Raw genomic sequence first — 13,103 nt, 5'->3', positions numbered from 1 at the left:
GCTACCTAACAACCCGTTTAATGGTTGCTAATAATTTTTCAGGATTAAAAGGTTTAACTAACCATCCGGTAGCACCAGCTGCTTTGCCACGCATTTTCATATCACCAGAACTTTCGGTCGTTAGCATCAAAATAGGAGTAAACTTAAAAGGGGGTAACTTACGTAACTCTTCGCATAAAGTAATACCATCCATAATCGGCATATTTACGTCAGAGATCACTAAGTCAAACGCCCCACCCTGAGCTTTGCTCAAACCTTCTTGTCCGTCTCTTGCTTCAACGGTTTCATAACCGGCACTTTTTAATGTAAAACTAACCATATCGCGAATAGAGTTAGAATCATCAACAACCAAAATTTTGGTCATAGGTATTTCCTTTTTAAGGTAAATATAAACAGCAAAAGCTTAATAATATTTAGAGGATATCTCACTAAAAAATTGATTCTAAGCATTTAGATATTGATTTAAAATGGCTTCATTAAGCCCTAATTGCTTAACGCTTTCTTGAATAACACGGGAGGTAGAATTCCAATTGAGTACTTTATTTTGTGCTGCGATGTAGGTTACCGCCGCTAATAATAATTGCACACCAACGGTATCTATATGGGTAACAGCGCTGTCGTCAAAAGTTATAACATCATTTTTAGCAATTTCATCGAGTAACTGATTTTTACAGTCATCCACTTGAGCAATGGTTAGCAGAGCCGGTAATATGAACATTTAATCCCTTATAAATTCGTATAAAAATAGAATTCTTAGCAATAAAGATAAACCATAAAAAATTAACTGCAAGTTTATTTTAATAGAAACCCGCCATTTTTTAGGTGTTTAGCATAAATTTATTGCTTTTTTTTTAAATAAACATAAATAAAGTGAGCTTTCGTAATGAATATATTGCTTTCCCTGTTTACAATTATTATGGTTAAAAAAAGGATATGTTTTGAGAACAGCTATGCCAGAAGATAATCAAAAAGTGCCCAGCCAAATATTTCGTTGGTTTGAAAAAATGAAAACTAACTACGAGCAGAGTGTTCAAGGTGTATTAGAGCGATTCGAAAAATATAGTCATAGCCAACAATTAAGAATTGATCTCGCTAATCAATCAAACATTGATAACTTAAAGCAGTCTCATCAAAAACATCTTGACCAACAAAATGCTCATATCAAACAATTAACTGAAGATGCAAGCTATTACAAAAAACAAATCAGTAAACAACAACAAACCATAGAGCAACTTAATAGTCGCTATGATGCAGTGATGAGTTGTTTGTTAACTGAAAAAAGAAAAGACATAGACATTAAAGATATTTTTTCAGACGACGAAGATGAAAACAGCGAGCTTATTGAAGACTTATACTTAGAAACTCACCATAACAAAGCTGTTGATGACCCCTTTAAACAGCAACGGCAAAATGAGTTAAATAATGAGCCCGACATAACGACTTCGCCCTTAAGCGAAAGTGATAACGACTTGTTTGATAAAGCTCTCATAAAAAGACAGTCTGGCGATGTTGAACAAGCGTTTCAATTGTTTGAACAAGCGGCAAAGCTTGGTCATGCAAAAGCGATGGGCGCGATGGGCCGTGCTTTTTTCTTAGCTGAAGGCACAGAAGAAGATCATGGCCTTGGACTTGCCTGGCTTATTCATGCGGCAAATCAAGATCTACCGCAAGCGGTTGCTCGGGTAAAGTTTTTTCAAGACAATAACCCTGAGCTTTACTTACAGGCACTTAATCTATCAGCAGACCCAATATTCCTTAAATATTAATAGCGCGATAACTTGGCTTTTATAACATGTAAAAATAGCCACTTTAGCAATGTATATTGTATAAAATAAACAATTCATGTCATAATAACGAAATAATATACATTACTTTTGGGACGCTAATGACACAAAAAATGACTATAGGTGTAGGAGGCTCTGATGCACAAACAGAGCTAGCCAAACTTAACAATATGACCGGCGATGTTGAGCCTATTTCTTCAAACGAGTTTCAGTTACGTATCGCTAAAGCTCAGCAATTAATGAAAGATAATAATATTGAGGCAACTTACTTAGATGCTGGCACTAACCTCTATTATTTTACGGGCACAAAATGGTATGCCAGTGAACGTATGGTTGGGGCAATAATCCCACAGCAAGGCGAAATTCAATACATTACCCCCTTCTTTGAGGTCAATACCTTACGTCAGTATATGACCATTAAAGGTAAAGTTAATGGTTGGCAAGAACATGAAAATCCTTATCAATTATTTATTGAAACCTTAAAAAATATGGGGATTGACTCAGGCAATATTGCGCTTGACGAGTCAACCGCATTCTTCATTGCTGATGGTATTAAACAATGTGCCGACAGTAGCCCAAACAATTACCAACTGATCAATGCAAAAGCAATTACGGCTGGTTGTCGTAGTGAAAAATCGTTAGCTGAAATAGCGTTGCTACAACAGGCTAAAAATATGACGATGGCAGTACATCAAGCCGTCGCTAAAATATTATATCAGGGGATCAGTACGCAAGAAGTTACTGACTTTATCAATCAAGCCCACATAAAGGTTGGCGCCGCTGCAGGATCTTACTTTTGTATTGTGCTCTTTGGTGAAGATTCATCTTTTCCACACGGGGTAAAAAACCCAAAAACTTTAGACATTAACGATATAGTGCTTATTGATACCGGTTGTCAGTTAGAAGGATACAATTCAGATATCACCAGAACCTATGTTTTTGGTGAAGCTAACCCACGTCAGCGTCAAATGTGGTTGATTGAAAAAAATGCCCAAGCAAGTGCATTTAACGCAGCAATACTTGGCGTACCTTGTGGTGATGTTGATATTGCCGCTCGCGATTATTTAGCCAGCCAAGCAATGGGACCTGATTATCAAACACCGGGTTGTCCCCACAGAACCGGCCACGGCATAGGTTTAGATATTCATGAATGGCCTTATCTAGTTCGCAGTGATAAAACCCCCTTGTCGGTAGGTATGTGTTTCTCTAATGAACCGATGTTAGTGGTGCCAGACGAATTTGGTGTTCGCCTAGAAGATCATTTTTATATGAGTGAGCATGGAGCAAAATGGTTTACTGAACCATCATATTCTATCGATGACCCGTTCGGATTAATGAAGGGTTAGTTAATTTTAATTAAAAAAGTTAATCCTTTCAGTTAATAATTTGTAACGTTTTCGCTTGTATTTCACGTTATTAGTTCACATTAGCCAAATAATTGTTTGGCTAATGCTTAAGCATTGAGTAGAATTAACTCACTTATAAACGAAGGTTGGTTGGAGATTTAATACTATGCACGCTCTGTTTGAATATCTCCCCCTCGTTGTTTTTTTTATTGTTTATAAATTTGTTGATATATATTGGGCAACTGGCGCTTTAATTATCCTTGGCGCCGCGCAAATAATTTACTATCTTTACAAAAAAGAACCCATCCCTAAACGTACCTTAATATTTTTTGTCCTTATTGCGGTGTTTGGTGGGCTAACAATATTTTTACATGACGATACTTTTCTCAAATGGAAAGTCACCATCATCAATTTATTGTTTGCAATCGCACTTATGGTCAGTGATAAGATTTTTAATAAAAACATCATCAAAGACTTCCTCGATGAGTCATTAACTTTACCTGAGAATATTTGGCGTAAATTAAACTTAGCTTGGGCGCTCTTTTTCACATTTTGCGCGATATTAAATTTATACGTCGCTTTTAATTTTGACCAAGACACTTGGGTCAACTTTAAAGTATTCGGTTTAACCGGCTTAATGTTTGTTTTTTCAATCGCCTCAATTTTATTATTATCAAAACATTTACCCGATGATGATGAAGAAAGTGACAGACCAATTGAAGAAAAAAAGTAATCACTTAACCTATATATAATCCTCAAACTTTATGGAAACGACATGTTTTATCTTATTTATTCAGAAGACGTAGAAAATAGTTTAGCTTTAAGAATGTCAGTACGTGAGCAACATTTAGCACGTTTACGAGAATTACAAGACCAAGGGCGATTATTAATGGCAGGTCCTTGTCCCGCAATCGATAATGAAAACCCTGGTGATGCAGGCTTTACAGGTTCGCTTATCGTTGCTGAATTTGATAGTTTAACGCAAGCCCAAGTATGGGCAGATAAAGACCCTTATATTGGCGCGGGTGTTTATAAAAAAGTGACCGTAAAACCTTATAAAAAAGTACTACCCGCATAAAGTTGAGCTATTATTACTTTACCTATGATCCGATGATTAACTATAAACTTATAAATATAATGAAAAGTATCATGAGCAAAACTTCTTTCTATTGTTTAACCTTAGCCCTTTGTTTTTTATCCAATGTTAGCTACGCAAAAAAGTCTATTGATGAATGTGAGCTGACCCAAAAAACAACCTCAGGCTTATCAGGCTGTCTAGACATAGTTAAACAAGCGGTAGATAGAGAGTTACAAACATGGATAAACAATCAAGTGTTCATCCTTGAAGAGTTTGCCTCTGTAACCGGAAGAAAAGCGGCATTAAACATGTTTAAACGCTCACAACGTAATTTTATTACCTTTAGAGAAAATGACTGTCGATGGCAGTACCTTGCTATTTCACCGGGAACGGGTGCGGCTTCTGCCTACAAGAAGTGTTATATTTTAGTGAGTCAAAGCCGTATTAAAGAATTAGAATCAATTAACCCCTAGTACTACTATTTCAGCCCAGTACACTGTTATATAAACAGTTGCTTGGCTGAAATATAACCCGCCTTACCACCAGCGGTAATCGTCTGAACATTGATGATTTTATGCTCGCCAAAACTTGCTTTTAGTTACTGACTTTCAAACAATTCACTTCAATGCTCATCATCATTTATTCCATATATAACCTGTCAACGCACCGACGAACACGATTAGCTGCTAAAGATTTTTGTCATTAATAATCGATAAATTAACATATAAATCCCCGCTGCGATAACACTGAGCGACAATGCTATTGCAGCAAATAAGTCGGGTGCTTTCATTAGGCTACTCATTAATGACTCTTGATAATAAAAAAACCATTGATGATTATCAGGAAAGACCACCGTATGCAGATAGTAAAAGACATCGGTAAAACCAAACAGTGAAAACACAGCTATAAATAAAAAAGTGGGAATAATTACCGCCATATAGCGCTCTTTTTTAGCTGGCTTTGGCTGTTTGAAACGAGATACACCAGCAATCGTAATCAGTAGTAATAAGACATTAATCACTGATATTGTACGTAATTGGTTAATTAAAACACTGACATCTTGTAAATGTACGACCTCAGGTTTGGTCAGTAAAGCGCGACGCTGGTTATCGTTATTGAGATAACTTAACCTTGCCAGACCCTCGCCGTTATTATGAATTTCATCAACTATTTCGTTAAAGCTTTGTAAATGTTGCTCACGACTTGTCTGGGCAAAGTCCTGTTTACCTTGTGTATTCTGTGGTGCATAAGTTTTTATCGTTTGTTCAATATTTAATGGTGAGTACCAAAACTTATAAAAAAAATTAACACTTTTATTGACTTGCCAACTTAGCCCCAGCGAAAAAAGCAATAAGAAACAACAACAACATAGCCATAAGAAGGTCGCTGAGTGGCGTCTATTTAGTGGTAAAATGCGGTTCATTAAAATTCAAACTCAATAGCCGCGCGCAAAATATGATCTTTGCTTTCGCCATTCAGTCCAGTGATAAAGGCGAGTTCCCATTTCAACTGCTTTTGTCGGTCAAAGCGTTGAATTCCCATGAAAGCTGGACCAATACCGACATAATCTTCACCTGAATATAACTCAATTGCGGGTTGAAATTGCGGTAGCCAGCGATAACGATACTGAGCGCGAAACTCCATTTCTATTTCATTTTTAATGTCATTTCCCCACTCGTAAATCAAAAATGCATTAATACTTAAACTGGTCCGCCCTATTTCTTTCTCAAACAGCAAGCCTGAAGTCACTTCCCAACTGTCTTTATTATGTTCTTTTTCAAATTCAAAAAGCATGCCCCAATCCGCCCAATACTGACCTTGCTCCGTTAGCATCCAACGGGTTTCTATTTCGTAAGCAGATAAACCAAAATTTCCATCAATATCGCGTTCGCCAACGATATAAAACTCTACCATCAGGTTGTCAAGTACAGACTGCCCGTAGGCAAAGCGCTGCGCTAAGTCATTGGTCTTTTCCGTTTGGTGAGACAGTAACCGCCATTCAACTTCTTTTTCATTGGGTAACACGTACGGATGATACACTTTATCCACCACTACCCCATCAGCAAAAGCAATAACGCTGTAAAGGTTGTACAAGAGTAACGTTAAAACATAAAATATTTTTTTCATGATACAACCTGCTTAAAGCGAGGGATCCGCCAAAGTTTTTGGGGAAACTGACACCAATAAAGTGCGATAAATAAAGCGCAAAGATAAAGTCCAATTTGTAATAGGGTTGGGCTTGCATCGTAACCAAATAAAGCTTTCAAAAAATGTCCTAATTCAGACTTTTCTCTAACAATAAAATTAACATCAAAAATCATACGACTACTGGGTAAAAAATCAATTTGTAGTAATAAATCGCTGGTTTTATTAAATAAACCACAAGCAAAGAAAACAAAAATAATTTCGGTGCTTCGACCATACAAACGCTCATTGAGAAACAAGCAAAAAAAGTACAATAGTATACTGATACTAATACAAATTCCTGTTCCTAAAACAACGCCAATAAAAAGTGAATTAACCATATCGGTTTGCGACCAATATCCAATAAAGTAAATGAGGAAGTTAGTACCCTGTAGCATAATAACTAACGCGAGTATTGCGCCAGCATACCAAGATAGCTGACTGTTATTGGCGGTACTAACGCTGATATGGGAGCGATGAATAAAATGTAAAATTAGAATATATACAAGAACATGTATACTCGCATAGAACCATTCAAGCCCGGTATCATCAAACATTTGGCTGATCACATCGATATAAATCCAAAGTAGTAACATAAACAAAATACCCAATAGCGCACCACTTATAAGGGTAAGACCACAGAGTTGAAACTTATTTTTAATCGATAACAACAAGGCTAACACCATAAAAATAACTAAACTGTTACTCAAAAACAAAAGCACGGTATTAATTAACATTAAGCACCTCCTGTTATGTTTTGAACAGTAGCTTTACTTGCTTTTTTACGCTCAGGCAACGGGGTAACGATAATGGTCCCTTTGGCACTATTAGGATTAAACTCACCAAAAAAGTTATATTTTCCCTCGGGTAATGGACCAATAAAAATCACCGCTCTTTTATGGGGGAAAATAACCTTTTCTCGATTTAAGTCAAAACTGTCAAACTCTTCAGGGGTTGTATCTCGATTATAAATAACAAGTTTAACTTTTTTGTTTGGTGGAATTTTTATAACCGCAGGAAAAAACAAATGATCTTTCAATTCTACGACATACTCAGCTCGTTCAGCCCAGACACTTGGGCTAAAGATTAAAGAGATAAAGAGGCTAATAATGCTGGTTTTTTTTATAAAAATAGCAGGTGCTTTCACTTATTGTCCTCCCATTCTTGTTCAAACTGATGTAAATGTAAGTCAATCGCTTGAGTCTTTTGTGGAAACCTTACTGACACGCTAAGGCCACCTAATTTCGTCGATTTTGCTAAAATAATACTCGCATGATGTAATTTAACAATATGCTGAACAATCGCTAAACCTAAGCCACATCCTACCACAGTAGAGTGATGGCTATCTCCACCCACACGATAAAAACGATCGAAAACTCGCTGGTATTCGCTGGAGTCAATACCGGGGCCAGAATCTTCAACAATCAGGGTGAAACTGTCTTCATCAATCAACGTTTTTACCAAAATATGCCCGCCTTTAGGAGTATATTTACAGGCATTACCAATTAAATTTTTCACTAAGGTCAATAAAGCAAATTCATTAGCATAAATAATTGTGGCTTCACTTTCTAACGAAATATCATGCTGATGCTGCAATATTTCAGGGTATAAGTCGCTGATCACTTGTTGCAACAATCCTTGTAATTCAAGCTTAGTGACTGCCATGGTGAGTTGATCAGGATTAGTACGATTTAACGTTAATATTTGATCGACAACATGAGCCATTCGGTCAACACTTTGACCTAATTGCATTAACGAAGCCTGCCCGGTGCTGTCAAGGTTTTCACTTTGGGTTATTTGTAAATTGTGAACATTAATTTTGAGCACACTTAACGGCGTTCTTAATTCATGAGCGGCGTCAGAAGCAAAATAACGTTCCCTTGAAAAAGCTGCCGACAAGCGTTCAAATAACAGATTTAGTGTCTGAATAACCGGTTGTAGTTCTTTTGTTGATGTCTCACTAGAAAGCTTTGATAAGTCATTAATTTTCTTTTCTGACAATTCTCGGCGCAAAACAGTTAACGGTTTTAAGCCTTGACGAATCGCCATAAAAATAAACAAGGCAATCAAAGGGATAACTAAAATAATAGGAGTCACAGCAGATAATATAACTTGTTCAGCCAGTGAAAATCTTTGTTCAAGCGGTTGGGCAACCAGCACTCTTAATTGACTTCTTTGCGCCTGTTCGTTTGTTGATGTTTCTATATATACTCGCCAACGCTGTCCAATAAAATTAAGGTCCGTAAACCCTGCAGGTAACTCAGTAATTGACTGTTCAGGAGCATTATCTGTGCGTAGTAATAAAGTATTATTGCTAAAGACTTGATAAGCAATATGGTTAGAAGGGACCACTGTTGCTGCACTTAATCGATTTTCGGCACCCTTGTCAGAAAGAGTCGCAGAGGTCGCTAACAAGGTTTTACCGACAATAACTAATTGCTCATCAAATAAGCTAGTTGCTTGTTCCATACTGGCTTTATAGCCCTGTATGGCAGCAAAAAATGTCATCAAAGTGATGATGGATAGTAAAATAAGGACTAAGTAGCGACGAATCGACATTAGGTTTTATTAACCGTATAACCAACGCCTCTGACTGTTTTTATAAATTGTTCTGGCAATTTTTTTCTTAAGTTGTGTATATGTACCTCAACAGCATTACTGGCCACTTCTTCTCCCCATTCATATAAACGCGATTCAATTTGTTCCCGAGATTGGATTCGACCGGCATTTTCCATCAATGCTTTTAATACCATGTACTCTTTTTTTGACGTTTTTAATTCTTCATCTTTAATAAAGATTTTATGAGCTGCGGTATCAATTGCCACGTCTGAGCAAATAATCAATGCCGACTTTGCCGTGCCTAAACGCCGTTCAATCACGCGAAGGCGTGCTAACAATTCGCTAATTTCAAAAGGCTTTACCAGGTAATCATCTGCACCAAAATCTAAGCCTTTAACTTTATCTTCAAGCGCATCTCTTGCGGTTAAAATAATAACAGGAATACCAAGCTTACGATCACGAGTACGCTTTAGCACTTCCAATCCGTCAATATCAGGCAAACCCAGATCAAGAATAACTAAGTCTTGATCTGACACAGACAATGCTGAAATTGCCGTTTTACCATTATCAACATGGTTAACAACAAAGCCTTCATGACGAAGTGACTGCTGTAATCCCAAAGCCAAGGGTATATCGTCTTCAACTAACAATATGCGCATATTTTTCCTATAACAATTTAAAATGACTATTAACGGTTTTTATATTATCTAGCCTTTTCCAAGGCCGGTTATTAATACTTGACGGTCGAAAACTATCAACAGTGAAGATAAGACTTAACAATGCCATAGGTATGATCGACTCAAGGTGTTTTATCTCAAAGTTATTGTCGGTTATTACAGAAATATTCGCCATAAATAAATGAACGTTAGTAGCGGTTATTCATCAAATGACCTGTTTATTCATAGCGGGGTATTTACCTTAAATATTTAGTGAATGAAAATAACAAACTTTTATTAAGGAAAGCTTAAGAGCTAACAATTGTTTGTCGCTAAGATCCCCTAGCATAGCATTGGGCCAACAAATACTAGCGGTATCTTCAATACTGTTGGTGCTATTTCCCTCATTTACTGGCGTTCATTACATTAGATCCTTCAGTAGGATCAATTAATATTAATCATAAAAAGTGCTTGAATAAACACCAAAAACGATATACTGTACATACGTACAGTATATCGAGGTTTTAAAAATGAATTCAATAAATCACATTAATACCAACAACTTAGCGTTAAAAACTACAAATATGGCTATCAAAAAACACAAATGGTGTGATGTTAGAAGTATTGCTAATGCCATAGAACTATCTCAGCAGTATACTGAAATCTTCAAAAATCATGATTTAGATAACAAATGGATCCTGATGATAAACCCTGAAGAGAAGCCGCTTCAGCAATTGTCTGTTCAAGGAAAAATAGACCCTAAAAGAATCTTAAAAGTTAATCTTCATCAACGTAATATCTCACTAAATACCATTAAAGATGCTTTAGAAAAAGGTCACTGTTCGGCTGTTATTTTGTGTAATGCCACCTTAGATAAATCACAATTAAGCCAACTCACTCAATTCGCAGAAAAAGGACAAACTCAATGCATTATTTTAACCAAGCAAACTCAAAAACGTTTAAACCAGCAACGACTAAAAAATTACGTCACTCTTTCGGATTCTTCTTTATTGTTACATTAATTGAGTTTGAAGCGATTTTGCCGTTATTAAAACAGAAAATAAAATTTTGCTCTGCTAAAATAGATCAACTACTTTTCTAAAATAATGTCGACTTTATGCAATGTCCATGTGGTTCAAATATTAGTTTTCAGCAATGCTGCTGCTTATTAATAAATCAAGAGACCTGTGCACAATCACCAGAGCAATTGATGCGTTCTCGCTATAGCGCCTATGCAACAGAGGCTGCTGATTATATTTATCAGACTTATGCTCAAGCTAGCAGAGCTTTACAATCAATCGCTGATATATCAGCATGGGCCAAAGAAACCAAATGGTTAAAACTAACCATTAATGCTGCCAGTGATTATACCGAGCTTAATGATCAAAATGCTGTAAACGCTGACAATAAAGAGCAACGCTTACCGACGGTTTGCTTTTCGGCTTATTACCAACATCAAGGTGAGTATTTTCTGATGAAGGAAACATCACGCTTTGTTGTTGAAAAGGGGCAATGGAGATATTTAGATGGTGAAGTCAGTAACAATGAAGCGCTGATAGCACCAAAAAGAAACCAAGCTTGCTTTTGCGATAGTAATAAAAAATTTAAACAATGCTGTGGCCGGTAAATTCGACAATTAACAATCAAGTTCTTCCCAAAAGAAACCAGCGATGCTTTTGTCATAGTAATAAAAAATTTAGGCCATGCTGTGTTTGGTAAACTCAACAATCAACAATCAAGTCTCCTGCAAAAGAAACCAGCGATGCTTTTGTCATAGCAATAAAAATTTAGACAATGCTGTAGCAAGTAAACTCAACAATTAACAATCAAGTTTAAACATTGCTCAGGCCAGTAAACTGAAAAAGTTAATCACAAATAACGTCAACACAAACGCACGATTTTATTACTATGCTAATGCAATAACCTTATGCTATAGCATCAAGTAACGGCGCTTTAACGATAGTGTTATGCACGGCGTTAAGCCAACCTTTAGTATCGAATGATAATCTTGAACTGTCGGTGTCTTGCGGCGTATTATTCTTTGTATGATTAAATTTTTTCTGGCAGTACAGCGAGGTATTATTTAATACTTCTTGTCTGATATGCTTTTTATCATCTCGAAAAGCAAGCGGTTTAGGCAACAAAGCATTTGATAAACGTAATTCTGCTAAGTTATTCTGCTGAATAAGTTCTGCTTGATCAAATATTGCTGTGTTGTGATTTTCATTCAGAGATAAAGGTGCTTTATCAGGAAGGTCAAACTCTTTACGTAAGCTTGCATCATTAATCGTTTTAGTGCCAACGACAGTTTTTGGCAAAGAAAATTGACTATGGCTAGGTACGTCATCACTTAACATTGCCAATAATAGTGAAAAGTCAGCTCGTCGAGCGCTGTGCACACTTACATTAAGTTGTTCACCTAATTGTAATTCGTGTACCAGAATTTGACTGTCAACTGACTCTGTAAGCAATGTACTTCAACTTTATTATTTTATCTAAAGCTTATATCGGCAATCCTTTAATTTAGTTGAGTTTAATTTCTATTTATTTACACATTTACCTGTCTATTAAAAAGTTGATGTTAATAAGTACCTAATTCACTTCACTAGCAATTAATAATAACCTTCTCTGATAACTTCTGGTAGCATGTGGAAAAAATCAATATCGAGTCTTTTATGAAAATCATTAGCTTTAACATTAACGGCCTTCGTGCGCGTTTACACCAACTTCAAGCCATCATTGATAAGCACCAGCCTGATATTATTGGCTTACAAGAAATCAAAGTTCATAATGATGCTTTTCCCGTTGAAGCTGTTGAAGCTATGGGTTATCACGTTTATTTTCATGGTCAAAAAGCACATTATGGTGTGGCTATGTTATGTAAAAAAGCAGCCAATATTGTTAAAATGGGCTTTGCTAGCGATACTGAAGAGTCTCAAAAACGTATGGTGATGATTGAGACCACCAATGAACAAGGTGAAAAAGTAACGGTATTAAACGGTTATTTCCCGCAAGGCGATAACATCGCTCATGAAACAAAATATCCCTATAAGCGTCAATTTTATAAAGACTTGATGACCTATTTAAATGATAACCATACCCCAGATGAGCACGTAGTCATTATCGGCGATATTAATATTTCACCTGCTGATTTAGATATTGGTATTGGTGAGCCTAACCAAAAGCGTTGGTTAAAGACTGGCAAGTGTAGTTTTCAACCAGAAGAAAGAGAATGGCTTGCAACTTTAATGGCTTGGGGATTTAAAGATACGTTTAGAGAATTGCATCCAACAAAAGCGGAACGTTATTCTTGGTTTGACTATCGTTCTAAAGGTTTTGTTGATAATCGTGGTTTACGCATCGATGTGGTTTTGGCAACGCACAAGATGGCGGCAACGTGTATCGAAGCCGATATTGATTACGAACTACGTGCTATTGAAAAACCTTCAGATCACGCGCCGATTTGGTCTACTTTTAAGTAGCTGTTGAGTAAATA

The 13,103-nt window shown here is 36.5% G+C and carries 17 protein-coding genes; 8 read left to right on the top strand and 9 right to left on the bottom strand.

What is annotated here, in order from left to right:
• Nucleotide 1: 1 nt before the first annotated feature.
• Nucleotides 2-364: a response regulator gene (locus tag H4J56_RS13340; protein WP_070373857.1), complete on the bottom strand. Its 363-nt coding sequence runs from the start codon at nucleotides 362-364 to the stop codon at nucleotides 2-4.
• Between the two features lie 78 nt (nucleotides 365-442).
• Nucleotides 443-718, bottom strand: a complete 276-nt coding sequence (locus H4J56_RS13335) for a lipid asymmetry maintenance protein MlaB (protein WP_182215791.1) — start codon at nucleotides 716-718, stop codon at nucleotides 443-445.
• Between the two features lie 220 nt (nucleotides 719-938).
• On the opposite strand from H4J56_RS13335, the gene H4J56_RS13330 reads away from it, so the two are divergent.
• The 5 genes from H4J56_RS13330 (at nucleotide 939) to H4J56_RS13310 (ending at nucleotide 4,681) form a co-directional block, all read left to right on the top strand.
• Nucleotides 939-1,766, top strand: coding sequence for a tetratricopeptide repeat protein (locus H4J56_RS13330; protein WP_182215789.1), 828 nt, complete (start codon nucleotides 939-941; stop codon nucleotides 1,764-1,766).
• 131 nt (nucleotides 1,767-1,897) lie between these two features.
• Nucleotides 1,898-3,130 carry a Xaa-Pro peptidase family protein gene (locus H4J56_RS13325; RefSeq protein ID WP_182215871.1) on the top strand — a complete coding sequence of 411 codons (1,233 nt, stop codon included), beginning with the start codon at nucleotides 1,898-1,900 and terminating at the stop codon, nucleotides 3,128-3,130.
• Between the two features lie 166 nt (nucleotides 3,131-3,296).
• Nucleotides 3,297-3,863, top strand: a complete 567-nt coding sequence (locus H4J56_RS13320) for a septation protein A (RefSeq protein ID WP_182215788.1) — start codon at nucleotides 3,297-3,299, stop codon at nucleotides 3,861-3,863.
• A 42-nt stretch (nucleotides 3,864-3,905) separates the two neighbouring features.
• Nucleotides 3,906-4,208: a YciI family protein gene (locus tag H4J56_RS13315; RefSeq protein WP_182215786.1), complete on the top strand. Its 303-nt coding sequence runs from the start codon at nucleotides 3,906-3,908 to the stop codon at nucleotides 4,206-4,208.
• 71 nt (nucleotides 4,209-4,279) lie between these two features.
• Nucleotides 4,280-4,681: a lysozyme inhibitor LprI family protein gene (locus H4J56_RS13310; RefSeq protein ID WP_182215784.1), complete on the top strand. Its 402-nt coding sequence runs from the start codon at nucleotides 4,280-4,282 to the stop codon at nucleotides 4,679-4,681.
• A gap of 206 nt (nucleotides 4,682-4,887) precedes the next feature.
• Here the strand turns inward: H4J56_RS13310 and H4J56_RS13305 are convergent, their stop codons facing one another.
• The 6 genes from H4J56_RS13305 to H4J56_RS13280 are packed head-to-tail and all read right to left on the bottom strand — an operon-like array spanning nucleotide 4,888 to nucleotide 9,610.
• Entirely contained in the window at nucleotides 4,888-5,631 is a 744-nt protein-coding gene (locus tag H4J56_RS13305) for a DUF1461 domain-containing protein (RefSeq protein ID WP_182215782.1), read from the bottom strand.
• Complete coding sequence (locus H4J56_RS13300) at nucleotides 5,631-6,335, bottom strand: hypothetical protein (protein WP_182215780.1); 705 nt, start codon at nucleotides 6,333-6,335, stop codon at nucleotides 5,631-5,633. The genes H4J56_RS13305 and H4J56_RS13300 overlap by 1 nt, the downstream gene beginning before the upstream one ends.
• The gene (locus H4J56_RS13295; protein WP_182215778.1) at nucleotides 6,332-7,129 is read right to left on the bottom strand and encodes a hypothetical protein; all 798 of its coding nucleotides are present in this window, start codon (nucleotides 7,127-7,129) and stop codon (nucleotides 6,332-6,334) included. The genes H4J56_RS13300 and H4J56_RS13295 overlap by 4 nt, the downstream gene beginning before the upstream one ends.
• Entirely contained in the window at nucleotides 7,129-7,503 is a 375-nt protein-coding gene (locus H4J56_RS13290; RefSeq protein ID WP_182215869.1) for a cupredoxin domain-containing protein, read from the bottom strand. Before H4J56_RS13290 ends, H4J56_RS13295 begins: the two co-directional genes overlap by 1 nt.
• Before the next feature lie 32 nt (nucleotides 7,504-7,535).
• Entirely contained in the window at nucleotides 7,536-8,951 is a 1,416-nt protein-coding gene (locus tag H4J56_RS13285; RefSeq protein ID WP_182215776.1) for an ATP-binding protein, read from the bottom strand.
• Nucleotides 8,951-9,610 (bottom strand): response regulator transcription factor, encoded by a 660-nt coding sequence (locus tag H4J56_RS13280; RefSeq protein WP_182259459.1) that lies wholly within the window; start codon nucleotides 9,608-9,610, stop codon nucleotides 8,951-8,953. The genes H4J56_RS13285 and H4J56_RS13280 overlap by 1 nt, the downstream gene beginning before the upstream one ends.
• A 527-nt stretch (nucleotides 9,611-10,137) precedes the next feature.
• Here H4J56_RS13280 and H4J56_RS13275 point away from each other — a divergent pair.
• Together H4J56_RS13275 and H4J56_RS13270 are read left to right on the top strand one after the other, a co-directional pair.
• Entirely contained in the window at nucleotides 10,138-10,629 is a 492-nt protein-coding gene (locus H4J56_RS13275; protein ID WP_182259458.1) for a hypothetical protein, read from the top strand.
• A gap of 95 nt (nucleotides 10,630-10,724) precedes the next feature.
• Entirely contained in the window at nucleotides 10,725-11,234 is a 510-nt protein-coding gene (locus H4J56_RS13270) for a YchJ family protein (RefSeq protein ID WP_182215771.1), read from the top strand.
• 298 nt (nucleotides 11,235-11,532) lie between these two features.
• On the opposite strand, the gene H4J56_RS13265 is transcribed toward H4J56_RS13270, so the two are convergent.
• Nucleotides 11,533-12,078 (bottom strand): VC2046/SO_2500 family protein, encoded by a 546-nt coding sequence (locus H4J56_RS13265; RefSeq protein WP_182215769.1) that lies wholly within the window; start codon nucleotides 12,076-12,078, stop codon nucleotides 11,533-11,535.
• A gap of 204 nt (nucleotides 12,079-12,282) precedes the next feature.
• On the opposite strand from H4J56_RS13265, the gene xthA reads away from it, so the two are divergent.
• Nucleotides 12,283-13,089, top strand: coding sequence for an exodeoxyribonuclease III (xthA, locus tag H4J56_RS13260; RefSeq protein ID WP_182215767.1), 807 nt, complete (start codon nucleotides 12,283-12,285; stop codon nucleotides 13,087-13,089).
• The last annotated feature ends 14 nt before the right edge of the window (nucleotides 13,090-13,103 follow it).

This window comes from Colwellia sp. BRX8-4, assembly GCF_014077345.1.
Taxonomy (GTDB): Bacteria; Pseudomonadota; Gammaproteobacteria; order Enterobacterales; family Alteromonadaceae; genus Colwellia_A.
This window is presented reverse-complemented; position numbering and strand designations above follow the sequence as displayed.

Bases quoted from the DNA above. Each gene is read 5' to 3' on its own strand.
- H4J56_RS13340 (WP_070373857.1), bottom strand. From the start codon at position 364: ATGACCAAAATTTTGGTTGTTGATGATTCTAACTCTATTCGCGATATG.
- H4J56_RS13335 (WP_182215791.1), bottom strand. From the start codon at position 718: ATGTTCATATTACCGGCTCTGCTAACCATTGCTCAAGTGGATGACTGT.
- H4J56_RS13325 (WP_182215871.1), top strand. From the start codon at position 1,898: ATGACTATAGGTGTAGGAGGCTCTGATGCACAAACAGAGCTAGCCAAA.
- H4J56_RS13320 (WP_182215788.1), top strand. From the start codon at position 3,297: ATGCACGCTCTGTTTGAATATCTCCCCCTCGTTGTTTTTTTTATTGTT.
- H4J56_RS13315 (WP_182215786.1), top strand. From the start codon at position 3,906: ATGTTTTATCTTATTTATTCAGAAGACGTAGAAAATAGTTTAGCTTTA.
- H4J56_RS13310 (WP_182215784.1), top strand. From the start codon at position 4,280: ATGAGCAAAACTTCTTTCTATTGTTTAACCTTAGCCCTTTGTTTTTTA.
- H4J56_RS13305 (WP_182215782.1), bottom strand. From the start codon at position 5,631: ATGAACCGCATTTTACCACTAAATAGACGCCACTCAGCGACCTTCTTA.
- H4J56_RS13300 (WP_182215780.1), bottom strand. From the start codon at position 6,335: ATGAAAAAAATATTTTATGTTTTAACGTTACTCTTGTACAACCTTTAC.
- H4J56_RS13295 (WP_182215778.1), bottom strand. From the start codon at position 7,129: ATGTTAATTAATACCGTGCTTTTGTTTTTGAGTAACAGTTTAGTTATT.
- H4J56_RS13285 (WP_182215776.1), bottom strand. From the start codon at position 8,951: ATGTCGATTCGTCGCTACTTAGTCCTTATTTTACTATCCATCATCACT.
- H4J56_RS13280 (WP_182259459.1), bottom strand. From the start codon at position 9,610: ATGCGCATATTGTTAGTTGAAGACGATATACCCTTGGCTTTGGGATTA.
- H4J56_RS13275 (WP_182259458.1), top strand. From the start codon at position 10,138: ATGAATTCAATAAATCACATTAATACCAACAACTTAGCGTTAAAAACT.
- H4J56_RS13270 (WP_182215771.1), top strand. From the start codon at position 10,725: ATGCAATGTCCATGTGGTTCAAATATTAGTTTTCAGCAATGCTGCTGC.
- xthA (WP_182215767.1), top strand. From the start codon at position 12,283: ATGAAAATCATTAGCTTTAACATTAACGGCCTTCGTGCGCGTTTACAC.